A 23,452-nucleotide genomic window follows, 5' to 3' on the forward strand; every position below is an offset into this window, starting at 1 on the left:
TCCGATCCCTATCATTTCACTTTGCCTTTTAATTTGTATACATATGCCAGCACTTCGGCCACCGCTTGAAACAAATCTGCTGGAATGCTTTCACCGATTTCTACCCTGTTGTACAATGCGCGGGCCAGCGGCTTATTTTCCATCGTGATAACGCCGTGTTCCTTGGCGACTTCTTTAATGCGTAAAGCTAAGTAATCTTGTCCTTTTGCTATAATTTGCGGAGCATCCATTTGTGTTCCATCATATTTGATTGCGACCGCAAAGTGCGTTGGGTTCGTAATAATGACATCTGCTTTAGGCACCTCTTGCATCATGCGCTGCAGTGCCATCCGTCTCTGGCGTTCACGAATCTTACCTTTAATAAGCGGATCGCCTTCCATCTTTTTATACTCGTCTTTAATATCCTGTTTGGACATCTTTAGACTTTTTTCATGTTCGTATCTTTGATACATGTAATCTAACATCGCTAAAACAAACAACGCTGCGCCAATCTTAAGCCCTAAATTCAAAGTAAGATGAGCCGTAAACTGAAAAATGGCATCCACATTCATATATGAAAGAGCTGCAATATCTCCACGTTCATGCCATAGTATCGAATACACCAAATAACCAATGATAATCAGCTTAAGTACCGATTTGAAAAATTGCACTAACGATCGAAGTGAAAAAATGTTTTTAAATCCTTTAATAGGATCTATCTTGCTAAACTTCACTTTAAGCGGCTCTCCGGTAAGGAGAAACCCAACCATCATGTAGTCAGCTAGTAGTGCCATCACAATGACCACAATGAATAGAGGTGCAATCATCAGTAATATTTGAATTCCATACTCTCCCAGCATCATGACTACATTGTCAATACTGACCGTCATATTCAGTCGATGCAAAAAAACGTCCGTAAATAAACGAACGAAATGGTCTTTAAAATAACGGCTAAAGATTAGAAGACAGAGAAAGGATGAGAGCAAAATGATGGAGCCGGGGACTTCCATACTTTTTGCAACCTGTCCTTTTTTACGTGCATCCTGGCGTTTTTTAGGTGTAGCCTGTTCTGTCTTCTCTTCAGCAAACAACTGCAAGTTCAGCACATACCTGAAACGCAAGGGACTCCCTCCATCCAAAATCATTGCGGCCTTTGACCAATTGTTCCTAGAAGTCCCTCCAACGCTTGGAACAGCTTGTTAAACAGCTCCTCAAAAACATACGAGAAACTTGGGACAATGAGCACCATCATGAATAAACCAACAATGATTTTCAGCGGCACACCTACGGAAAAAATGTTAAACTGCGGTGCTGTTCTCGCTAAAAAGGCGAGCCCAACGTCGGTTAATAACATAGCAACTACAATTGGCGCTGACACCTGTAAAGCAATTAAGAAAGATTGACTAAATGTCTCCACCAGAAAATCAGCCAAATTTCCGTCATACATTCGTTTAAATAAATCATTGGACAAAGGAATCCACTCATAACTTCGCATAATGGCATCCAATAAATAATGATGACCGTTCATAATTAAGAAAAGCAGCACGGCAAACATATATTTAAAGTTACCAAAGAGCGGAGCCGATGTACCCGACATAGGATCTATTACATTGGCCATCGCTAAACCGATTTGTAAATCTTCAAAGGCACCGGACGTCTGCACTACCGCAAACATCAGATAGGCGACAAATCCTAGTAACAAACCGATTATGATTTCACGAAAGATAACCAAAATGTAACTTAGATCCGTAGGAACGGTTTGATGTGAACCATAAACCATCGTTACGATCAGTGCCAATACAGCGGCCAATCCGACTTTGAAACTTCTAGGCACCCCACGAGTGGAAAAGATCGGAACGACAACAAAAAACGATGTGATTCGACAAAAAATCAACAAAAAGACTGGGAAGCTTTGCAGCAACATGTTCATTCGCTTTCAGCCTATCCGATAAATTTGTATAGATTGTTTAAAATATTATAAGTAAAGTCCACCAAAGTGGTTAAAATCCATGGCCCAAATAGTAAGAGCGCTAAAAGTACTGCAACAATTTTCGGTACAAATGCAAGCGTCTGTTCTTGGATCTGAGTTGTCGCTTGAAAAATACTGATAATTAAACCTACTAGAAGACCTAGGACCAGCATAGGTGCGCTAACTTTAAGAACCGTATAGACCGCTTGTCCAGCTAAACCTATAATAAACTCCGAAGTCATGCCCATTCTCCTCTAATCAGGAAGCATCTTTGATACAAAAAGCATTTCGTGTTGTTTGCGCTTAACCCGGGTTAAAACTCAACAGCAACGATTTGACGACAAGATACCAGCCATCGACGAGCACAAACAACAAAATTTTAAACGGCAAAGATATCATGACTGGCGGTAACATCATCATCCCCATTGCCATCAGCGTGCTTGAAACAACAATATCAATTATTAAGAAAGGTATGAAGATCATAAAGCCCATTTGGAACGCAGTCTTCAGCTCACTAATTGCAAATGACGGGATCATAACAGTGAGCGGGATATCTTCATAGCTCTTTGGCTTTTCCATTTTCGTATATTTCATGAAAAGGAGTAAATCTTTCTCTCTCGTATGAGAGAACATAAACTTTTTCATCGGAACGGACGCCTTCTCCAGTGCTGCGGACTGACTTATGTCTCCTTTAATATACGGTTGTATTGCCACCTGATTGATGTTTGTGAAAGTAGGAGTCATAATAAACAAAGTTAAAAACAATGCTAGACCGACAAGAACTTGGTTAGGCGGTGTTTGGTTCGTCCCGAGCGCTGAACGTACAAAACTAAGAACGATTACGATACGTGTAAAACTCGTCATCAATACTAAGCACGCTGGAGCAACACTAATAACGGTGATTAGTAAAATAATAGAAAGCGAGCTTGTGCTTGGTTTATCGCCTGTATCTCCTATTTGAATACCAATGTTAGGTATGGGATCCGCATATGCAGCAGTAACGGCAAATGCACTGATGATTACAAATAGAAGAGAAGCTAAAATGAGCTTTTTTTTCATGGATCCCTCAACCGATCTTCCGAATTATCATCAATCAATAATTCTTCCATTTTTTGTTTCCGATTGGGCATCCGGCGAAGCTTGGATTCAAAAACTTCATGAAACGATATCGAATCATCGATTTCCATTTCTTGTGATTGCTCCTGCTTGCGAAACCGGTTTGCCAACTTATCAAGCAGCGGCGATAGCGAAATTCGCTGTCCCGCCGCTTCTTGTTCTAAAGCTGCAATAAGGCTAGCCACTTCGCCTGGATCCGAAATCTTATCAATGAGACTAATATCCTCACCAACTCCGACAACATAAATGTTGCCCCCAAGTTCAATGGCTTGCAACGATTTGTTTGGTCCAAGTCCTACCGCTCCAAGAGTGCGAATAGAACGATTCATTGTCATACTCCGACCCCGTTGACCTAATAATCGAATTAAAAATACGATAGCAAAAATAATAATGGCTAGGACAACGATCACTGTAACTAAATTCCATATGTATCCTGATGTGTCTACCATTCCAGTTGGTGTTTGTTCTTTGGGCATAACCTTAACCTACACGCCTAGAGTTTTATTTATTGCCTCAATAACACGATCCGATTGGAACGGTTTTACGATGAAATCTTTGGCCCCTGCTTGAATCGCATCGATTACCATTGCTTGTTGTCCCATTGCTGAGCACATAATCACTTTTGCATTTGGATCGAGTTTTTTAATTTCTTTTAGCGCTGCGATCCCGTCCATCTCAGGCATTGTAATGTCCATTGTAATCAAATCAGGTTTCAGTTCTTTGAACTTTTCGATAGCTTGTGACCCATCTTGAGCTTCACCAACTACCTCATACCCGTTTTTTGTTAGAATGTCTCTGATCATCATACGCATAAATGCAGCATCATCTACGATTAGAATTCGGTTTGCCATTGATTAAAAATCCTCCCTAACCTTACTTTATTGTAATTTTTGAATTCGGTCCCATTGGCTGACGATATCTGTTACGCGAACACCGAAATTCTCATCGATGACGACAACTTCACCTTTTGCAATCAGCTTGTTGTTTACTAGAATATCGACAGGTTCCCCGGCGAGCTTGTCTAGTTCGATAATTGCCCCCTGTGATAATTCCAAGATATCCTTAATTTGCTTTTGGGTCCTACCTAATTCTACGGTGACTTTAAGGGGAATGTCCATCAATAAATTCAAATTATTTTCATCAATATTTCCAAATGTACCAGATTGTAAGTTTGCAAACTGGACAGGTTGAACATTCACATTACGGCTTGGTACTGCCCCATAATGCTGCGGCGCCGCATATTGCGGTTGCTGCGGGACCCCCGCTGCAGGCGGATAATGCGGATCAGGCGCACTATAAGTTGGTTGAGCCGGCTCACTTTGAACTGGACGCGCTGGCGCTTCTTGAGCAGCCGCTGCTTCCTTCTTAGCTGGAGCAGGTTCTGGCTCGCTTGTTCCAGACATGAGTGAATTCACCATATCTTTGGCGAATTTAATAGGTAACAGCTGCATAATAGTCGAGTCTATTAAATCGCCAATTGTGAGTCTGAATGATATTTTAATCAAAGACTCATCTGGCGGCAGGTTACTGACCCCTTCTCCGCTTTCTAAATTCAAAATGTCAATTCCAGGAGGAGAAATATTTACGAATCTATTAAAGATCGTCGACATTGACGTCGCAGATGAACCCATCATTTGATTCATCGCTTCTTGAACAGCACTAATATGAATTTCGTTCAATTCGCTTTCTTCAACATTACCTTCACCGCCAAGCATTAGATCTGCAATGACTTGAGCGTCCCTCGTTTTAATGACCAGTGAGTTAATTCCCTCAAAACCATCAACATACGTTACATGAACAGCTACATGCGGTTTTGGAAATTCATCTTCGAACTGGGCCCGAGTAATAAGAGATACTTTCGGCGTAGTAATATCTACTTTTTTACCGAGAAGAGTGGATAGAGCTGTTGCCGCACTGCCAAATGTAATATTTCCAATTTCACCAAGCGCATCGCGTTCTAGCGGAGTCAAATCCAGCGCTGCTTCGCTTGGGCTTGAAGCTGTATTGTCATTTGACTGATTTAACAACGCATCAATTTCCTCTTGGGACAAATAATCTTTACTCGTCAAGTTCTTCAACTCCTTCGCTGACAACTTCATCAATTTGTACTGCAACTCTTTCCCTTACTGTACCCGGACTGCCTATAAATTTTAATTTGTCGCCAACTTTAATAGAAAGTCCTTCTTCAACCGATTTATTGAGCGTAATAACATCACCCACAGACAATCCTAAAAATTCTGCGATAGATAGTTCAGATTCTCCTAGCTCCGCGACAATTGGCAATTTGGCTTTGCTTACACGCTCTTTAAGTGCGTCTACCTCTTCTTGTGCACGTGATTTCTTCTGTGATACGAACCAATGATGCACAGAAAGCTTGGACATAATTGGTTCAATGACGACATGCGGAATACATAAATTGATCATACCCGATGTATCGCCGATTTTCGTACTCAGTGAAATAAGTGCAATCGTCTCATTCGGCGAAACGATCTGCATAAATTGCGGATTAGTTTCGAGTGCTTCCATTCTTGGCGTCATGTCCAAGACTGTCTTCCAAGCTTCTCTCAAGCTGTCGAAAGCACCGCTAAAAATCCTTTCCATAATCATAGTTTCTATTTCTGTCAAAGTACCTGACTTCGCAGGAGCGTTACCTGTTCCGCCTAACATTCGATCTACCATCGCATACGCTACATTTGGATGAACCTCTAGTACCATTCTTCCTTCTAATGGTTCAGCATTAAAAATGTTCAGAATAGTCATTTTTGGAATGGATCGAATAAATTCGTCATAAGGAAGCTGCTCCACCTGCACAACATTAATTTGGACAAAGGTACGAAGTTGAGCAGAAAAATAGGTAGTGAGATAGCGAGCAAAGTTTTCATGAATTCGGGTTAAGCTCCGAATATGATCTTTGGAAAACCGTACCGCTCTTTTAAAATCATAGGATCGTATTTTCTTCTGAGTTTCTTCCTTTTTAAGTTCTTCAGCATCCATTTCACCGGAAGAGAGAGCGGCCAGCAGGGCGTCAATCTCATTTTGCGATAATACATCTACCAAATTATCTCACCCCCATTGTAGAATGTTCCAATCGATATAATTAAGTTGTATTACAGTGGTGACAGAATAAAGTTCGTAATATCGATTTGTGTCAATTTCCCCGACGGGAGCGTTTTGTTAACCAAATTGAGCAGCTTATTGCTAAATTGATCTTTGCCATTTGCACCATTCAGTTCTTCTGGCTTCGTATCGGCCAATGTTTTAATAATGAGCGGTTTCACTTTTATTTCTTTAATTTTTTCGAACTCTTCTTTAGATTTTTTGCTGTCTAATTGGAACGCCAAGCTAATCGAAATAATATAATTCGAGTCTGCCAAATTTGTCTTGATATCTGTAATTTCAGATGTTTCTTCAACAATTTTGTCTGCTGAAATCATCGTTTTTTTCGTTTCTTTGCCTGCTGTTTCAGAATTATTTTTATTAAGACTGTTATTAATTAAAAGAAATGAAGCTAGAGCAATGAGTGTAATGGCCAATAATATCGTAATTAGCCATGGTGCCATTCTCTTCATCATGAGCTTTCCTCCATCTGCTGCTGCACTTTAATAGTTGCTGCATGTATTCCGATATCTTTGTTGTACTCTTTCACCAGTGAAATAACCTCAGCAGCCTTTTCAAGCACGATAATTCGTTTGCCATTAACCAAAGTAATGTATGTATCAGGTGATTCTTCAACGGTTTCAATGAGGAGCGCATTCAGCCACATTTGCGAACCGTTTATACGCGTTACTAAGATCATAACGATCCTCCTGAGAAATAAGGAGGAGGAGTTCCTCCTCCATTATTTAGTCATTATCGTTTCAGATTGACAACTTCCTGAAGCACTTCGTCAGAAGTCGTAATTATCCGGGAGTTCGCTTGGAAACCGCGCTGAGCGACGATCATTTCAGTAAATTCACTTGTTAAGTCAACGTTGGACATTTCAAGCTGACCTGAAATGATTGCGCCACTGCCTAATGTTGAATCATTAGCAACCCAGCCGCCGCCGCCAAGGTCTGGACGATTATCAGCATTCAGCGTTGTGCGGTACAAATTGCCGCCTAATTTTTCAAGACCTTCAGGGTTAGCCACTTTCGCCACACCAATTCTAACGTTTACATTAGCTTGACCTGTATCATCTGTCTCAATGATTGATCCATCATTACTGATAGAAAAAGATACAGTATTAGATTGAAGTGTGATTGGTGTTCCATTCTCATCACAAACTAACAAACCGTCTGAAGTAACCAGGTTTCTCTCAGCATCAATATGAAAATCACCAGCACGAGTTAAGTAAGGAACTTGCTGGTTGTCATCTAGTTTAACAACAAAAAATCCATCTCCATCGATACGCAAATCGGTTGGATTATTGGTCGTTTGCGCACTGCCTGCCATGTGCATTGTGTCAATGGATCCAACTTGAACCCCAAGTCCCACTTGTTTTGCGTTCACACCGCCCTTTGTTCCGGGTTGAGGTGCTGTAACACCACCAGTCGTTTGGCTGAGAATGTCTTTAAACATAACCCGACCAGCTTTAAAGCCTACCGTATTCACGTTTGCAATGTTATTACCAATAACGTCAAGCTTCGTTTGGAAGCCTTTCATCCCTGAAACACCAGAATACATAGATCTTAACATCCGCGTTACTCCTCCTTAATTCGTTTGAATGTGACCGCATCCGTCGATCAGCGGCCCCCTAGCTCTCCAGTTCGGGCCAGCTAGCTTAAGCAATAATAACTGCACTATCAATTTGAGTAAAAATATTGTCTTTCATTGTATCTCCATCCATAGCAGTCACCACTGTACGTTTTTGCACATTGACAATGAGCGCCATGTCTTTCATCAAAATAAGAGATTCCTTTGCTCCTTTAGCAGCCGCTTTATCAATCGCAGATTCAATCTTAGACAACTGCTCGGGCTCGAGCTGTAATCCTCTCTGTTCTAATCTCTTAGCTGCATGATTACTGAACTTAACAACATACTCATCAAGTACATGTCTAAACGTACTATCCGTTTTTTCTGATGAGGCTGATTGTGTTTTCGGGCGAAGCATGGATGACGGAATTTTCCCGGGGAATAGTTGCCCCACCGTCAAACGTTCATTCATGGTGTAGCCGCTCCGTTCGTTCCAGTACCTGCTGCAGATGAACTCGTATCACCAATCTTTTTAATTGAGTCCAGAGGTACTAAGTCACTTCCAACCTGTGCGGCAAGTTTACCGTCACTTACGATGATCGAACCTACTACACCATTCTTCTCGACTGGTGCATCACCGCTTGTGAGCCAAGTGACTTCTTTGCCAATCAATCCCGACGCATTGCCCAAGTCTTGTCCTAATGCGGTAATTTGAGATGAGATCTTAGTAAGCTGCTCTAACGATGAAAACTGTGCCAATTGCGCGATGTATTGCGTGTTATCCATCGGCGAAAGCGGGTCTTGATATTGCATCTGTGTAACGAGTAGCTTCAAAAACTCATCTTGTCCGAGTTCTGTTTTTTTGGCGCTTGCCTTCTGTACGTTCTGAGCGGAGTAATTGGGCCAAATGTTGCTAGTTGATACTATACTATCTGAAGAAGCCACATGATCACCTCCTATTGTTTTGCAGTCAGCTATTAAGCTTTAGCAGCAAATGAGCCTCCTAGCTCTTGATCGTCAATTCCGCCCAGCTCAGACTGTCTGATCCACTCATTCCATTCCTCACTCAGTTCAAGAACCGTGAGTGCATCTTCTGATTGCTCCCCACGATTTTTATTCGTCTGACGATTTTGTTGCTGTCCGTTTCCTGGCTGACGCCCATCTTGATACATTTGAGATGAAAGCGATTGGTTCTGCGTCACTTCGAGCTTGTCCACTTGAATGCCTTGTGAATGAAGCGTTGCTCTAAGCCCGCTCATCTGTTGTTCGAGCATATCTTTTGCCGCTGCATTATCAGTCATGAACTGAGCAACGAGCTGTCCGTTATGCATCGTAATTTTGACATCAACTTGACCAAGATGTTCTGGACGAAGTGAGATGGTAGCCTCAGAAATACCGTTCAGCTTAACAATGTCCAATTTGTTAACAACAAAACCGCTCATTTCTTGAGCGAATCGTTGCACATGAACTTGCGGCGTTGCCGGTTTAACAGGTGCTGTCCCAGTATCGCTGAGAGCAAGTTGTCCAGCAGTAATAATATGTTGCTGAGGTATATTGCTTTGTCCAATATTCTCTGCTTTCACACCAGAAGTTTCAGTTAGCTGAGATCCATCATTAGATTTATCAGAACCTGCTGCCAGCTGAACTCCTTCGGCTGCTTGTGTATGTACTTGAGATGCGTTCAATTGCTGAACGGATAACCCTGATGCTGCTGAACCGTTCTGCGCTGCAACCGTTTGATGTTGGTCTGTATGAACTGGAGCATTTTGCACATTTGCATTTTGCAAAATATTCGAAATGACCGGTCCGTTTACTTTAGAAGTGCCTTTTTGATCTACTGCCTTTTGCATGATGTTATCAAATGATTGCAAGAGCGAAGCAATTTCGGTTTGTTCTTCTGTAGTAACAGAACCTTGCTGAGCCATTTGAACTAACTGTGCTAAACCATCCTGAACCGCAAAACGTACGGTTGTTGGATTTTCAGAAAGTACCGTCAACGTTGATGCACTAGCTTGCTCAGCACTGCTATCCATTCCTTGACCATTAGAAGAAAGAAGTGCATTCACTTGCTGAAGCCATCCTTGCAATGCAGCTAGTAAGGAAGGATCGTTCGCTACGGTGTCATCCAGTTTCTGCAGTTCAGAGAACATATGAACCAGAAGAGCATCGGCATCTTGGGCTGTTCCATCTGCCTTCCCATCTGTCGCTTTCGATTCTCCTCCAAGTAAAGCAAGTAACTGAAGTCCCTCTAGAAGAGACAAGCTAGTCACAGAGTCGGATGAAGATCCATCTGCATTTCCGCCCATTATTTGAGTGAGCGTTTGATTGAATGGAGCAGCTGATCCGCCTGCTGCAGCTGTTTTCCCGGCTGAACTCACCGTTTGACTTCCGGCAGAACTTGTTGTTCCAACATTCGGTAATGTAAAGGACATTTTCTTATTCACCTCCTTTCATAACACGCTTCACAGCAAATTCCTTATGTCATCATTTCGTTCCCATCAATTTGTTTACGAGCTGCGCTGCCGTAGCCGCATCATTCTTTGAAATTTCTTCTAATACTTTTCCACGAGTCGCATCATCCATTGAACTTAAAATGACGAGCGCTTTCTCACTATTCATTTTGTATGTCTGAAGCAATATAGCAGCCGCATTTTCCGGTGCCATTCCAGCGAATGTTTGACTCAGCTGTGCTTGATCGAGAGCTTGAGTCGGTTTAACGCTATTTGAGCTTGTTTGCTTTTTCTTAAGCTCAGACTGCAGAGCTGCAATCGCTAAGTTGTCAGAAGTTTTAGCATCCTTTAACTTCATCGTTGCTGCTGCTGCGATATCAGGATTCATTTTTTCTAATATACCAATACGCTCATCATTTTTCATTGCACTTAAGATCTGTACCAATTCATCCATTGTTAAACTTTCTAAGATTGGAGCTGCTTTACTCGGCTGCATGTCAGCATACATTTTAGCGAGCTGCTTAACTTGTTCTTGGTATGGATCGACATTTGTATCGGTTGCTCCGTTCATTTGTTGCTTCAAGGATTCATTTTCTGTTTTCAATTTAGCGAGCTCAGACTCTTGATTCGTGCTAGCCTGTTTGGCCTCTTTCAGCTGCTGATCTTGCTCCGCTATTTTCGCTTGTAAATTTTTAATCGTATCTTTGTCAGATTGTTTGCTCTCTGTTTGGTTTACCGCCTTTTGTCCCTTCTTATCTTTAGAATCAGGCACAAAATTTTTAACGACTGGTATTTTATTTGCCATATCGAGCAAACCATTTCGAATATCTACATTAAATAGAGTGAGCAACACGCCAAGCAGAACAACTGTAAATATAATCGGTGTTACAAAAAACAAAAACTTTTCAAATTTTCCGCCTGATTCCTCTATCTCTTTACCTAAATCGGCTCGTGCCACTACAATCCCTCCTTCGAGGAAAAACAAAATTACAATTTGCGTTCTCTTTCTACCTCGCTTTAATCGCAAAACGTACTGCCGCTAGTTCATCCAGTTCGTTTTGTTCTCGGAGGAGCATTTCATGTTGAAATTTCTCTTTCGCCTTCTCTCTCGATTTAAGCCAAACTTTCTCATCGAGCACTTTTGTTGTCAAATACGCCTGTTTTTTCTGGACATTTATTTGAGCGCGATCTACATCACGACGTTTCTTAGCGATGCACTGCTCTAAATAGTCTATATACCTTTGAATTTCTTGAATTTCAGCTGCCGGCGCCTTACTCTCTATCGCAGATTGCAATGTCTGCATCATTTGATTTTGATTCATAATGAACTGATGAAGCGATTGTTCTTCTGCCTGAAGATTGCCAATCGCGTTAGAGAGAAGCCATTCAGCCTGAGTTTTCTCGTTTGTTTTCAGGTCTACTACTTTTTGAAAGGTATACTGGAAATTCATACTTTAGCGGTTCATCTCCTCGTAAACTCTGAGATCAAACGTTCCTGAACTTCTTCTAGTGTCACTTTTTCATTCACTTTTTGTTTCGTAAAATCCCATATCCTCTGAATGTATTCCATCGACTCATCAATCTCTGCATTCGAACCGTGTTGATAAGCCCCGATGTTAATAAGATCTTCAGAATCTCGATACACAGCAAGCAATCGTTTTAAATTGTCCGCCGCTTCAATCTGTTCTTCCGGTGCTATATCCTTCATTACACGGCTTATGCTTTGCAAAATATCGATAGCTGGAAAATGACCTTTATTCGCGATATTACGATTTAGAACAATATGACCATCCAAAATCCCTCTCACCGCATCCGCAATCGGTTCGTTCATATCATCACCGTCAACAAGCACGGTATAAAACGCAGTAATGGAACCTTTCGGGCCTGTCCCGGCACGTTCCAGCAGCTTAGGCAAACTAGCAAATACAGATGGTGTATACCCGCGCATTGCAGGAGGTTCGCCAACAGCAAGCCCCACTTCACGCAGTGCCATTGCATAGCGAGTCACCGAGTCCATCATAAGCATGACATTTAATCCGCGATCTCGGAAATACTCAGCAATCGTCGTCGCGATGAGCGCCCCTTTTATTCGAATCAACGCCGGTTGATCGGAAGTAGCAACAATGACTACAGAACGTTCTAATCCTTCAGGACCTAAGTCACGTTCTATAAAATCAAGCACTTCTCTGCCCCGTTCACCGATTAGAGCGATGACGTTAACATCTGCGGAAGTATTACGGGCAATCATCCCCATCAGTGTACTTTTACCCACACCAGAACCTGCAAAAATACCAACGCGCTGTCCCTTACCAATCGTTAACAAACCATCAATTGCTCTAACTCCAATGCTTATAGGCTCTTGAACTCGCGGCCTCTTAAGCGGATTAGTAGGAGTGTTAAACGTCGATAAATGATTCATTCGTGATGGAATCACTGAACCGTCTAAAGGCTGACCTAGTCCATCAAGCACTTTACCAAGAAGCTCTGAGCCAACCTGAACAGACAAAGGTTTGCCTGTTCCTACTACATCGCATCCAGGTCCAATCGATTGAAGCTCACCTAATGGCATGAGAAGAACTTTATTATCTCGGAAGCCTACAACTTCTGCTTGAAGAGGCTTCGTAGATTTAGTGGGGTATATATAACAGAGATCGCCGATACTCGCATCAGGACCTTCTGATTCCACCATTAATCCAATAACTTGCGTCACTTTACCGTTGATACGAACCGGATCAACATGCTGTAAATGTTCGATATAGCGCTGTGAGTTAAGCACCTTCATTCTGATCCTCACGCTCCTCGCTTTGCAGTGCGATCCGTAACAATTCTTTCTTAATTTCTGTCAGTTGAGTGTCTATTCTCGCATCAACACTACCGAAAGATGACCGGATAACACATCCCCGATCCTTCACACTAGCATCCGGAATAATTTGAAGCTCGGCTTGAGAATCAATGGCCAGATTCAATTCTTCGCGTGCCGCGTGCACAAACGAAAACTGCGACGGGGATACACAAAGCGTAATCACACCCTGCTCCCGTTTGCGGGATAGGTGGCTTTTAATCCACTCAATAGCATATTCGGGTTCGATGCTAAGCTGCTTATCTATAATCTTTTCTGCAATCGCGCTGCTTAGTTCAACGAGAAAAGGTTCAGCTTCTTGAATAATTTGTTCTTTAACTTGATACGCATGCTTAAGAACTTCTTGAGCTTCTTCCATCATCTCGTTCACTTTCGCTTGGAGCGATTTCTGGGCTTCGATTCTGCCTTCTTCATAACCTTTTTCAAACCCTTCAGCTTTGAGTGCTTCAATCAGATGTTCATCTTGTTCTCTTCGTTCTTGCCACCAGAGTTCGATTTGCGATTTCGCCTCTTCCAGAATCCGTTCAGCTTCTTCAGAGGCTTCGCGTACTTGTCTTTCGGCAAACTCTTGTGCATCTTTTAGTATTTCTGTTTTAACTTTCTCCGTTTCCTCATCAATAAAAGCTTTCTCAGTGATAAGGCTATCGGTTTCTTGACTCGCTTCATCAGATTCAGAGCCGTAATATTTCCCTAAATTCAGTTGTTTAAGCACTTCCACCGGAACATAGTAGGAAGATTTAATCAAATTAGACAATGATGTCATCTCCTCCACCGCGAGCTATAATAATTTCTCCGGCTTCTTCCAATCTGCGTATCGTAGCTACGATACGAGTCTGAGCTTCTTCAACATCACGAAGCCGCACAGGCCCCATATATTCCATCTCTTCTTTGAAGGTTTCGGCCATACGTTTGGACATATTGCTGAATATCGCATCGCGAACCTCTTCACTAGCCACTTTAAGCGCAAGCTGCAAGTCGCTGTTCTCGACATCGCGGATAATTCTTTGAATCGAACGATTGTCGATATTGACAATATCTTCGAATACAAACATACGCTTCTTAATTTCTTCAGCAAGTTCTGGATCCTGAATTTCAAGAGAATCCAAAATTGTTCTTTCCGTACTTCGGTCAACACCATTCAAAATTTGAACAATGGATTCAATGCCTCCAGCGATCGTGTAATCTTGAGTAACTGTCGCAGAAAGTTTCTGTTCAAGCACACGTTCAACTTGATTAATGACTTCCGGCGATGTACTGTCCATCACAGCAATTCTGCGTGCAACATCAGCCTGCTTCTCCTGAGGCAAAGATGATAAAATAGCTGCTGACTGTTCAAATTGCAAATAGGACAGTACGAGTGCAATCGTCTGTGGATTTTCGTTCTGAATAAAGTTCAAAATTTGGTTTGGATCTGCCTTGCGCGCAAAATCAAACGGCCGCACTTGAAGTGTCGCCGTCAAGCGGTTAATAACATCAACTGCTTTCTGATGGCCAAGCGCTTTCTCCAAGATCTCTTTGGCATAGTTAATACCGCCCTGAGATATGTATTCTTGAGCGAGACAGATTTGGTGGAATTCAGACAAAATCATTTCTTTCTCTGCGCTGTCCACCTTACGAACGTTTGCAATCTCTAAAGTTAGCTGTTCAATCTCGTCGTCTCGTAAATGTTTAAAAATTTGTGCAGATACTTCTGGTCCCAGAGTAATAAGCAGAATCGCCGCCTTTTGCCTTCCGCTTAATCCCTGACTTGTCGTTTTGGCCACTTATTTCACCTCTATTCGTCTGCAAGCCATGTACGCAGCAAGTTGACGAATTCGTCAGGTTTTCTCTTCGCCAATACTTCCAATTGTTTGCGTACTTGACTTTCATTCGTCACACTGTCCAAATTAATGGACGGGAATTCAACTGGAGCGGTGAGCGGCAACTCCTCTTCGAATTGTTGCTTCTGTTTGCGGCGGCGAGCAATCAAGAATCCTCCACCCGCTATTAGAACAAGCGCAGCAATTCCAATGCCCCACAAAAGCTTGTTAGACCATATACTTCCTGTTGTTGCAACATTTGCTCCATTAAAAGTTTGAGAGAACACCGAAACTTTCTTAGCTAGATCCGCGTCTGTATATGTAACACCAGAATCAGCAAGGGAAGCTCGCACAATGTTCACCAAAATGTTTTTAATTGCATCTTGTGTCGCTTGATCGATTGCATTTTGCCCATTAGGCGGATCAACTGCTACATTAATCGTTAAATCTTTAACGGTATATGGACTAGCGATAATGTCGTTCGTAATCCGATTGACTTCGTAGTTAATCGTTTCGGACAATTTCTCCGAATTGGTATCACCAGAAGAAGAATTACTCGGATAGTTAGGCACTGCTCCTGAACCTGTTCCGACAACACCACCATTCGGATTTGATTTACCCGTGTAGGACTCTTGGATCTTTTGGGCGCTAATCTCAATGCCCTTCATGTTATCTTTATCAACAGGCTCTACGAGCTGTTCTTTCGTATTTCTTTGATCAAAATTAAGCTTCGATGCTACTAGAACGTCAACTTTATCTGGACCTATAATACGGGACAAAAACTGTCTGACATTTTGACGAACATCATTTTCGAATTTCTTCTGAAGCTGTAAATTTTCTTGTACAGCACTTGCTATCGATCCACCATTACTTCCCCCTTTTTCACTAGGGAGCAGTTCTGTTTCTTCATCAGAAATAGTGATATTTTCAATGGGCAAGTGCGGAATCGCTGTTTTGACCAAATTGTAATAGCCGTCAATGGCTTCTTGATCCGGGCGGTAGCTTGGTTTAAATGTAAGGACTACGGAAGCAGAAGCTTTCTCTTGATCTTCCATTCCTGCAAAGACACTTTCCTGCGGAAGGTTAATAAGCACTTTAGCATTTTCGATTCCGTCCATCCGTTCTAACAGTTGTTCAACTTCACCGTTGAGTGCACTGTTATATTTCACATTAAACTCGTTGTCGGTCATCCCGATTGCTGAAGAACTTTTGTCAAAAGCACCGAAACCAATCGATCCATTTTGAATGATGCCTTGAGACCCGACATCAACTTTTGCTCTTGCAGCATCTGTGCTTGGAACAGAGATACTTTTTCCGTCTGCACTAAGCTGATAAGGAATTTTATTCGAGTCTAAATACTCCATAATTCCAGCTGCATCTTTTGAATCTAAATCTTTAAATGCGACCTCATATTGTGTCTTCGAAAATTGAATAGTCATGACAATAATTGCAATGACGATAATTGACAATGTTGAGATCAGCAATATTTTTTGATTTCTGTTAAATTTATTCCAATATTGAGTGATTTTATCTCGATATTGGGTGATTCTTTCGTTCACAATGTCACCTCACCCGAAACTTTGCTGGATAAAGAGTACGATTAAAGTTGCGTTCGCATAATCTCTTGGTAAGCCTCAATCACTTTATTTCGGACTTGTGACGTAAGCTGAAGACTTAACAACGCCTGTTCTGAAGTCATCATCACTTCATCAACGTTAACTTCACCGAGTAAAAACTTATCGTTTGTTTTTTGAACATTTTGTTCTTGTTGAGACACGCTATCTATAGCATCTTGCAAATATTCACCGAAATTTTTAATCGACTCTGCAGGAGTCGCTGGTTTATTCGAAGCAGATGATTGTGCCGGTTGAATGACGTTCAACGGGCTTAGCATCGTATTCTGTATCATTTGTTCCCCTCCCAACTGAGATGAAATAGTTCAATTGTTATTTGCCAATTTGTAATGCTTTAGAGAAGATCGACTTCGCCGCATTAAAGGCAGTTACATTCGCTTCATACGAACGTGTAGCTGAAATCATATCGATCATTTCTTTTGTCGTGTCTACATTTGGATAATATACATATCCATTCTCGTCCGCATCAGGATGAGTCGGATCATATACCGGTTTTAAAGGCGAAGTGTCCTCTGTAATTTCAGATACTTTCACACCTTCACCAGTTGCTTGGCTGCTGCCGGTCATTTTTGATTGCAGCACATCAGCAAAGTTACTAGTTTCATTTGTCGACATAACAACCATTTTGCGTTTATAGGGTACGGCTTGGCCATTGACTACACTTGCTCTTGTCGTATCGGCATTAGCTATATTGGATGAAATAACGTCCATCCGCAGACGCTGAGAAGTTAGTCCAGATGCACTAATATTAAAACTATTACTTATACTGCTCATCCTTTATCAGCTCCCCTGTACTGCTGTACGCATCATTTTAATTTGGTAGTTTAATTGCTCTATGTACGAGTTGTATCGCAGTTGGTTCTCCGCTAGATTCGTCATTTCTTGATCGATATCCACATTGTTTGAATTGTTATTCATCGAAGTGGATTGATCCTCTGTCACGCTTGGTTCTGGAACCATAGAAGATCTCCCAATAACAAAGTGCCTCGAATCCGTTCTTCTTCCCTCTAATGTGCTGTTGTTCATCGCATCTTGTAATAAGCTTTCAAACGAAACGTCAGAGCGCTTAAAGTAAGGTGTATCCACATTGGCAATGTTATTCGATATAACGTCCTGTCTTATGTCGGCAGCTTTAATAGCTCCTTGTAATCTATTGAAACTTGTACCCGTTAACAGTTCCAACGTTCATCCTCCTCCACAACTTGTATTAACACTATTCTATAAATTGTGCGTAATTCCTCTTTTTTTCGACAAAATGAATACTGAAATTTTTCCCGAATTCAGCTAAGCTATATCGATTAAAGTGGAAATTTATGCAATCATGTCGCATATTATAAGTTTCAAGGAGAACGAATCATAATTCAATAAGAAAAAAGCCCTATCTTTTGTAAAGAGACAGGACTTTTTTTGTTAATTTGTCGAATAAAGTTGTAAATGGTATTATTTGTAAATTTGTTTTATCTTACTCTTAAAGTATATATTGGCTTAAATCGCGGTCATGAGCAATGTCGGCCAATTTCTCTCTTACATACTCTGGAGTGATAACCATTCTTTCAAGCGTCAATTCAGGAGCTTCAAAAGAGAGATCCTCAAGGAGTTTTTCCAAAATGGTGTGGAGTCTTCTAGCACCTATATTTTCCGTATTTTGATTTACCGTAGCAGCTACACTCGCGATTTCCTGAATGGCTTCAGCAGAAAATTCTATTTCGATATTTTCAGTACGCAGCAAATCTGCATATTGCTTCGTAAGAGCGTTTTTCGGCTCCGTTAATATCGATACAAAATCATCTAACGTTAAATTATCCAGTTCCACACGAATCGGAAAACGACCTTGCAGCTCAGGAATTAAATCTGAAGGCTTGGCGATATGAAAAGCACCTGCTGCAATGAACAGTATGAAATCCGTCTTAACTGGCCCGTACTTTGTCATCACCGTAGATCCTTCCACGATAGGTAAGATGTCACGCTGTACACCTTCCCTAGACACATCCGGACCTGAGCCGCGGCCAGAGCTGGCTACTTTATCAATTTCATCAATAAAAATAATACCAGACTGTTCTGCACGACGAATCGATTCTTGTATGACATCATCCATATCAATTAATTTCGTTGCTTCTTCCTGGATTAGCACTTTGCGTGCTTCTTTAATCGTTAATTTACGTTTTTTCGTCCGTTTTGGAAGAAGGCTGCCGAACATTTCCTGCATATTCATACCCATTTGATCATTGCCTTGACCGGCAAATAGATCAAACATGGAAGGTGATGTATCTTCCAGCTCAATTTCGATAATATCGTTCTCAAGCTTACCCGATAACAAATTAAAACGTACTTGACGACGGCGCTCTTCCGTACTTTTATCTTGCTCTTGATCTTCTTGTTCAGACGTCACTTGATTGTTATTTCCAAATAACATCTCAAAAGGGTTCCTCTGTGCTTTAGAACGGTGAGGCGAAGGAACTAGAACTTGGACAATTCTGTCGTTAGCCAATTCTTCCGCTTTATCTTTCACCTTTTCCGTCCGTTCGAGCTTGACCATACGTATAGAAGTTTCAATAAGATCGCGAACCATAGATTCTACATCGCGTCCTACATAACCCACTTCAGTAAATTTGGTCGCTTCTACTTTGATGAATGGCGCTCCTACCAGTTTAGCGAGTCTTCTCGCAATCTCTGTTTTCCCGACACCAGTAGGTCCAATCATGAGAATATTTTTAGGTACAATCTCATCTCGAACATCTTCATGAAGCAGGCTGCGACGGTATCTGTTACGCAGCGCAACAGCAACAGACTTCTTCGCTTGTTTTTGTCCGACGATGTATTTATCTAATTCTGCAACAATTTGTCTTGGTGTTAAAGCTTTATTGTCCATATGCACACTGCCCCCTATCCTATATAAGGCTAATGCTAGTTTAATTCTTCAATTATGATATTGTCATTTGTGTATACACAAATTTCTGATGCGATTTGCAGTGCTTCCCGGGCAATATCCTTCGCTTCCATTCCTGCGCCGTGGCGTTTCAGAGCACGAGCAGCTGCTAACGCGAAATTGCCGCCCGAGCCGATGGCGATGACATCATCGTCCGGTTCGATTATTTCTCCTCCGCCTGAAATAAGAAGCATTCCTTTGCGGTCCATCACAATCATGAGCGCCTCAAGTTTGTGCAGCACTTTATCTTGACGCCACTCTTTGGCTAGCTCTACCGCTGCCCGTTGCAAATTGCCATGATGCTCTTCGAGCTTGCCTTCAAATTTCTCAAACAATGTGATTGCATCTGCTACAGAGCCTGCGAATCCAGCAACCACTTGCCCACGATACAAACGACGAACTTTTTTGGCATGCTGCTTCATGACAACATTTTGTCCAAACGTCACTTGCCCGTCTCCAGCGATTGCAGCTTTACCATTATGCCGTACAGCACATATGGTTGTTGCATGAAATGATAGATCCATCACTAGGACCTCCCTTCCCCTTTATATAATAAGCACTTCTATGCAATATATGACTTTACATTTCGGAAATAAATTTACGAATGCTGTCAAGAGCTCTTGCAGCTAAAGCTTCATTCTTCTCTTGCTTGCTTTTAAACCGTCTATCCAGTTTTGGAAGAAGTCCAAAATTCGCATTCATAGGTTGGAAATGTTCTCCATCCGTTGTCGTTATATAATGAGCCATGCTGCCGATTGCCGTATCCTCAGGAAGAACAACTAAATCCTGACCTTTAGCCATACGCGCAGCGTTTATACCTGCAATCAGACCAGATGCTGCTGATTCAACGTACCCTTCAACACCGGTCATCTGTCCAGCAAAGAACAATCGATTTTGTTTTTTGAGCTGATACGTTGGATGCAGAAGCTTCGGCGAGTTAATAAACGTGTTGCGGTGCATCACACCATAACGAACAAACTCAGCATTCTCAAGTCCTGGAATCATGGAGAATACTCTCTTCTGTTCGCCCCACTTGAGATGAGTTTGGAAGCCTACCATATTATAAAGCGTTCCAGCAGCATTATCTTGTCGAAGCTGAACTACAGCATAAGGCAGCTCTCCCGTATGCGGATTGACCAAACCTACCGGCTTCATCGGTCCGAATAGAGCTGTCTGTTTGCCGCGCTTCATCATGACTTCAATCGGCATGCAGCCTTCAAAATAGATTTCCTTCTCAAAGTCTTTCAGCTCAGTTACCTCAGCAGAGATCAGCGCGTCGTAGAACTTATTGAATTGTTCTTCCGTCATTGGGCAATTCAAATAGGCAGCTTCACCTTTATCATATCTAGACGCTAAATACACTTTGCTCATGTCGATGGAATCCTTCTCCACAATCGGAGCGGCTGCATCATAGAAATAAAAATATTCTTCCCCCATCAGCTCTTTAATTTGAGCAGAAAGAGAAGGTGAAGTGAGCGGTCCTGTAGCAATCACGACAATCCCTTCAGAAGGAATTTCCTTAATTTCTTCATTCACTACAGTAACTAGCGGATGCTCATGAAGCGTTCTTGTAATTTCTCCGGAGAAACCGTCTCTGTCAACGGCAAGTGCCCCGCCTGCTGGTACCGCATGGCGGTCAGCACTTCGGAGCACTAGAGAGTTAAGCATTCTCATTTCTTCCTTTAAAACACCTACAGCATTCGTTAGACCATTAGCTCGCAAAGAATTTGAACATACGAGTTCAGCAAACTTATCGGTATGATGTGCCGGTGTTTTTACAACCGGACGCATTTCATATAATGTTACGGGCACTCCGCGGCTAGCGATTTGCCAGGCAGCCTCGCTGCCTGCCAAACCTGCCCCAATAACTGTTACCCTTTGATTTTCTGTCAACATCATAACCCCCTGTAAATACCTTTTACTTATATTTCTATTGCCTCTTCATTTTCTTCTTCTAGCGGCTCATTATAATCACAGGATGTACATTGTAGTTTTCCACCCTGTTTATTTCGTTTCTCAACCAGCATGGACCCGCATTTTGGACAAGGTTTAGCCGCTGGCTTATCCCAAGATACAAAATCACATTCCGGATATCTATCACACCCGTAAAAGATACGTCCTTTCTTGCTCCGACGTTCCACAATATGTCCTTCTTTGCAGGACGGACAAGTCACGCCAATGTTCTTAATGATCGGCTTCGTGTTACGGCAGTCAGGGAATCCCGAGCAAGCGAGAAATTTCCCGAATCTTCCGAGTTTATAAACCATTGGTCTGCCACATTTATCGCATAGTTCATCGGAAACTTCATCTTCGATTTCGATCTCTTTCATCTCTTCTTCGGCCACTTCAAGGCGTTTTTTAAAAGAGTCATAAAATTCGCTTAGCACTTTGACCCAATCCTCAGAACCCTCTTCAACGTGGTCAAGATCTTCTTCCATATGTGCTGTAAATTCTACATCTAATATTTCTGGAAAAAATTGTTCCATCTGTTCGATGACTAATTCACCTAGCTCAGTTGGCACAAATTTCTTCTCTTCTATTGCGACATAACCGCGCTTTTGAATCGTCTCGAGTGTAGGCGCGTACGTACTTGGACGACCAATACCCAGCTCTTCAAGCGTCTTCACGAGTCGCGCTTCTGTATAACGAGGCGGCGGTTGTGTAAAATGCTGCTTCGGTTCAATGGCTTCCTTAAGAAGGCGATCTCCTTCTTTCAGAGGTGGAAGATATTTATCCTCTTCAGTCGTTCCATCGTCGTTCCCTTCCACATATACCTTCATGAAGCCAGGAAAACGAACTTTGGAGCCGACAGCACGAAAAGTAACTTCACCCGCCTGAATATCAGCGGTTAACGTATCAAGCACAGCCGAAGCCATTTGGCTAGCTACAAATCGTTCCCATACAAGCTTATACAATCTAAGCTGATCACGACTTAAATACTCTTTAACGGAATCAGGATCACGCAGCGCAGAGGTCGGACGAATCGCTTCGTGGGCATCCTGAGCATTTGCAGCTTTCTTAGAATATTGCCTTGGACTTTCGGGTACATAACTGTCCCCATATTTTGAAACGATCAATTCACGAGCTTCATCTTGAGCCGTAACCGATATCCGAGTGGAGTCCGTACGCATGTAAGTAATTAAACCGACGGTGCCTTCTTTGCCTAAATCAACACCTTCATACAACTGCTGAGCAACAGACATCGTTTTGGCAGCTCGGAAATTAAGTTTACGCGCAGCTTCTTGCTGAAGAGAGCTTGTTGTGAATGGAGGAGAAGGATGACGCAAACGTTCCTTTTCCTTTACTTCAGAAACTTCGAATTCAGCATTTTCAATAGCTTTTAATATTTCCTTTACTTCATCTTCATTCGAAAGCTCTTTTTTCTCTCCTTGAAAACGATGAAACTTCGCTTCAAACGGTGTGCCTTTGCTGCTTAGTCTAGCCGTAATGCTCCAATATTCTTCCGGTACGAAACTACTTATCTCATTTTCACGGTCTAAAATAATTTTTACAGCAACGGATTGTACTCGGCCCGCAGACAGCCCCTTCTTTACCTTTTTCCAAAGGAGCGGACTAATTTTATACCCCACTAACCGATCAAGAATACGGCGAGCCTGCTGAGCATTCACAAGATCCATATTGATTTTGCGAGGCGTTTTGAAGGCATCCTTCACGGCTTGTTTCGTAATTTCGTTAAAAACGACCCGGCAGCTTTCTGTATCATCAAGCTCAAGAGCATGCGCCAAATGCCACGCAATAGCTTCTCCTTCTCGGTCGGGGTCGGCTGCGAGATATACCTTTTTTACTTTTTTACTTGCATCTTTTAACTCTTTTAGTACCGATCCTTTGCCGCGAATAGTAATATACTTCGGATTAAAGTCATTTTCAACCTCAACCCCAATTTGGCTTTTCGGTAAATCGCGAACATGTCCCATCGATGCTTTTACGATGTATTTATTGCCTAAATATTTTCCAATCGTTTTCGCCTTTGCGGGCGACTCTACGATCACGAGAGCATCTGCCACAGGACCATCCCCCTCTCCAACAG

Annotated in this window: 27 protein-coding genes; all 27 read right to left on the minus strand. The window is 42.1% G+C overall.

What is annotated here, in order from left to right; translation table 11 throughout:
* Positions 1-11: 11 nt before the first annotated feature.
* The 27 genes from flhB to topA all read right to left on the minus strand — a co-directional run bounded on the left by flhB (position 12) and on the right by topA (position 23,429).
* Positions 12-1,124: a flagellar biosynthesis protein FlhB gene (gene flhB, locus J2Z20_RS06355; RefSeq protein WP_209846651.1), complete on the minus strand. Its 1,113-nt coding sequence runs from the start codon at positions 1,122-1,124 to the stop codon at positions 12-14.
* The gene (gene fliR, locus J2Z20_RS06360) at positions 1,121-1,909 is read right to left on the minus strand and encodes a flagellar biosynthetic protein FliR (protein WP_209846654.1); all 789 of its coding nucleotides are present in this window, start codon (positions 1,907-1,909) and stop codon (positions 1,121-1,123) included. Before fliR ends, flhB begins: the two co-directional genes overlap by 4 nt.
* Positions 1,910-1,920: 11 nt before the next feature.
* Positions 1,921-2,190 carry a flagellar biosynthesis protein FliQ gene (fliQ, locus tag J2Z20_RS06365; protein WP_209846656.1) on the minus strand — a complete coding sequence of 90 codons (270 nt, stop codon included), beginning with the start codon at positions 2,188-2,190 and terminating at the stop codon, positions 1,921-1,923.
* A 61-nt stretch (positions 2,191-2,251) separates the two neighbouring features.
* Positions 2,252-3,007 (minus strand): flagellar type III secretion system pore protein FliP, encoded by a 756-nt coding sequence (gene fliP / locus J2Z20_RS06370; RefSeq protein ID WP_209846660.1) that lies wholly within the window; start codon positions 3,005-3,007, stop codon positions 2,252-2,254.
* Positions 3,004-3,540 carry a flagellar biosynthetic protein FliO gene (locus J2Z20_RS06375; RefSeq protein ID WP_209846664.1) on the minus strand — a complete coding sequence of 179 codons (537 nt, stop codon included), beginning with the start codon at positions 3,538-3,540 and terminating at the stop codon, positions 3,004-3,006. Before J2Z20_RS06375 ends, fliP begins: the two co-directional genes overlap by 4 nt.
* A 9-nt stretch (positions 3,541-3,549) precedes the next feature.
* Positions 3,550-3,915, minus strand: a complete 366-nt coding sequence (locus J2Z20_RS06380) for a response regulator (RefSeq protein ID WP_209846667.1) — start codon at positions 3,913-3,915, stop codon at positions 3,550-3,552.
* Between the two features lie 27 nt (positions 3,916-3,942).
* The gene (gene fliY, locus J2Z20_RS06385) at positions 3,943-5,133 is read right to left on the minus strand and encodes a flagellar motor switch phosphatase FliY (protein ID WP_209846669.1); all 1,191 of its coding nucleotides are present in this window, start codon (positions 5,131-5,133) and stop codon (positions 3,943-3,945) included.
* Positions 5,123-6,121, minus strand: coding sequence for a flagellar motor switch protein FliM (gene fliM / locus J2Z20_RS06390; protein WP_209846671.1), 999 nt, complete (start codon positions 6,119-6,121; stop codon positions 5,123-5,125). The genes fliY and fliM overlap by 11 nt, the downstream gene beginning before the upstream one ends.
* Positions 6,122-6,171: 50 nt before the next feature.
* Positions 6,172-6,633 carry a flagellar basal body-associated FliL family protein gene (locus J2Z20_RS06395; protein WP_209847388.1) on the minus strand — a complete coding sequence of 154 codons (462 nt, stop codon included), beginning with the start codon at positions 6,631-6,633 and terminating at the stop codon, positions 6,172-6,174.
* Positions 6,633-6,860, minus strand: coding sequence for a flagellar FlbD family protein (locus J2Z20_RS06400; RefSeq protein WP_209846673.1), 228 nt, complete (start codon positions 6,858-6,860; stop codon positions 6,633-6,635). Before J2Z20_RS06400 ends, J2Z20_RS06395 begins: the two co-directional genes overlap by 1 nt.
* Positions 6,861-6,913: 53 nt before the next feature.
* On the minus strand, positions 6,914-7,738 hold the full coding sequence (gene flgG / locus J2Z20_RS06405; RefSeq protein ID WP_209846676.1) for a flagellar basal body rod protein FlgG: 825 nt from the start codon (positions 7,736-7,738) through the stop codon (positions 6,914-6,916).
* An 85-nt stretch (positions 7,739-7,823) separates the two neighbouring features.
* Positions 7,824-8,207, minus strand: coding sequence for a TIGR02530 family flagellar biosynthesis protein (locus J2Z20_RS06410; RefSeq protein ID WP_209846678.1), 384 nt, complete (start codon positions 8,205-8,207; stop codon positions 7,824-7,826).
* Positions 8,204-8,680 carry a flagellar hook capping FlgD N-terminal domain-containing protein gene (locus J2Z20_RS06415; protein WP_209846679.1) on the minus strand — a complete coding sequence of 159 codons (477 nt, stop codon included), beginning with the start codon at positions 8,678-8,680 and terminating at the stop codon, positions 8,204-8,206. Before J2Z20_RS06415 ends, J2Z20_RS06410 begins: the two co-directional genes overlap by 4 nt.
* Positions 8,681-8,712: 32 nt before the next feature.
* Positions 8,713-10,167, minus strand: a complete 1,455-nt coding sequence (locus J2Z20_RS06420) for a flagellar hook-length control protein FliK (RefSeq protein ID WP_209846682.1) — start codon at positions 10,165-10,167, stop codon at positions 8,713-8,715.
* A gap of 52 nt (positions 10,168-10,219) precedes the next feature.
* Positions 10,220-11,143, minus strand: coding sequence for a MotE family protein (locus J2Z20_RS18225; RefSeq protein ID WP_209846684.1), 924 nt, complete (start codon positions 11,141-11,143; stop codon positions 10,220-10,222).
* Positions 11,144-11,192: 49 nt separating this feature from the next.
* Positions 11,193-11,636 (minus strand): flagellar export protein FliJ, encoded by a 444-nt coding sequence (gene fliJ, locus J2Z20_RS06430; protein ID WP_209846686.1) that lies wholly within the window; start codon positions 11,634-11,636, stop codon positions 11,193-11,195.
* A gap of 11 nt (positions 11,637-11,647) precedes the next feature.
* Positions 11,648-12,967 carry a flagellar protein export ATPase FliI gene (fliI, locus tag J2Z20_RS06435; RefSeq protein WP_209846688.1) on the minus strand — a complete coding sequence of 440 codons (1,320 nt, stop codon included), beginning with the start codon at positions 12,965-12,967 and terminating at the stop codon, positions 11,648-11,650.
* The gene (locus J2Z20_RS06440; RefSeq protein WP_209846690.1) at positions 12,954-13,799 is read right to left on the minus strand and encodes a FliH/SctL family protein; all 846 of its coding nucleotides are present in this window, start codon (positions 13,797-13,799) and stop codon (positions 12,954-12,956) included. The genes fliI and J2Z20_RS06440 overlap by 14 nt, the downstream gene beginning before the upstream one ends.
* Complete coding sequence (gene fliG, locus J2Z20_RS06445; RefSeq protein WP_209846693.1) at positions 13,792-14,808, minus strand: flagellar motor switch protein FliG; 1,017 nt, start codon at positions 14,806-14,808, stop codon at positions 13,792-13,794. Before fliG ends, J2Z20_RS06440 begins: the two co-directional genes overlap by 8 nt.
* Before the next feature lie 11 nt (positions 14,809-14,819).
* The gene (gene fliF / locus J2Z20_RS06450; protein ID WP_209846696.1) at positions 14,820-16,403 is read right to left on the minus strand and encodes a flagellar basal-body MS-ring/collar protein FliF; all 1,584 of its coding nucleotides are present in this window, start codon (positions 16,401-16,403) and stop codon (positions 14,820-14,822) included.
* A 41-nt stretch (positions 16,404-16,444) separates the two neighbouring features.
* Positions 16,445-16,753 carry a flagellar hook-basal body complex protein FliE gene (gene fliE / locus J2Z20_RS06455; protein WP_209846699.1) on the minus strand — a complete coding sequence of 103 codons (309 nt, stop codon included), beginning with the start codon at positions 16,751-16,753 and terminating at the stop codon, positions 16,445-16,447.
* 37 nt (positions 16,754-16,790) lie between these two features.
* A complete protein-coding gene (gene flgC / locus J2Z20_RS06460; protein WP_209846702.1) occupies positions 16,791-17,252 on the minus strand; it encodes a flagellar basal body rod protein FlgC in 462 nt (153 codons plus the stop codon).
* A gap of 6 nt (positions 17,253-17,258) precedes the next feature.
* Positions 17,259-17,660: a flagellar basal body rod protein FlgB gene (flgB, locus tag J2Z20_RS06465; RefSeq protein WP_209846705.1), complete on the minus strand. Its 402-nt coding sequence runs from the start codon at positions 17,658-17,660 to the stop codon at positions 17,259-17,261.
* Between the two features lie 286 nt (positions 17,661-17,946).
* Positions 17,947-19,347, minus strand: a complete 1,401-nt coding sequence (hslU, locus tag J2Z20_RS06470) for an ATP-dependent protease ATPase subunit HslU (RefSeq protein ID WP_209846709.1) — start codon at positions 19,345-19,347, stop codon at positions 17,947-17,949.
* 35 nt (positions 19,348-19,382) lie between these two features.
* Positions 19,383-19,928, minus strand: coding sequence for an ATP-dependent protease subunit HslV (gene hslV / locus J2Z20_RS06475; RefSeq protein ID WP_209846712.1), 546 nt, complete (start codon positions 19,926-19,928; stop codon positions 19,383-19,385).
* 55 nt (positions 19,929-19,983) lie between these two features.
* Positions 19,984-21,297, minus strand: coding sequence for an FADH(2)-oxidizing methylenetetrahydrofolate--tRNA-(uracil(54)-C(5))-methyltransferase TrmFO (trmFO, locus tag J2Z20_RS06480; RefSeq protein WP_209846715.1), 1,314 nt, complete (start codon positions 21,295-21,297; stop codon positions 19,984-19,986).
* A 29-nt stretch (positions 21,298-21,326) separates the two neighbouring features.
* Positions 21,327-23,429 (minus strand): type I DNA topoisomerase, encoded by a 2,103-nt coding sequence (gene topA / locus J2Z20_RS06485; RefSeq protein ID WP_209846718.1) that lies wholly within the window; start codon positions 23,427-23,429, stop codon positions 21,327-21,329.
* Positions 23,430-23,452: the final 23 nt, after the last annotated feature.

Origin of the sequence: Paenibacillus sediminis (assembly GCF_017873765.1) — a bacterium.
Classification (GTDB): Bacteria; Bacillota; Bacilli; order Paenibacillales; family Paenibacillaceae; genus Paenibacillus_AG; species Paenibacillus_AG sediminis.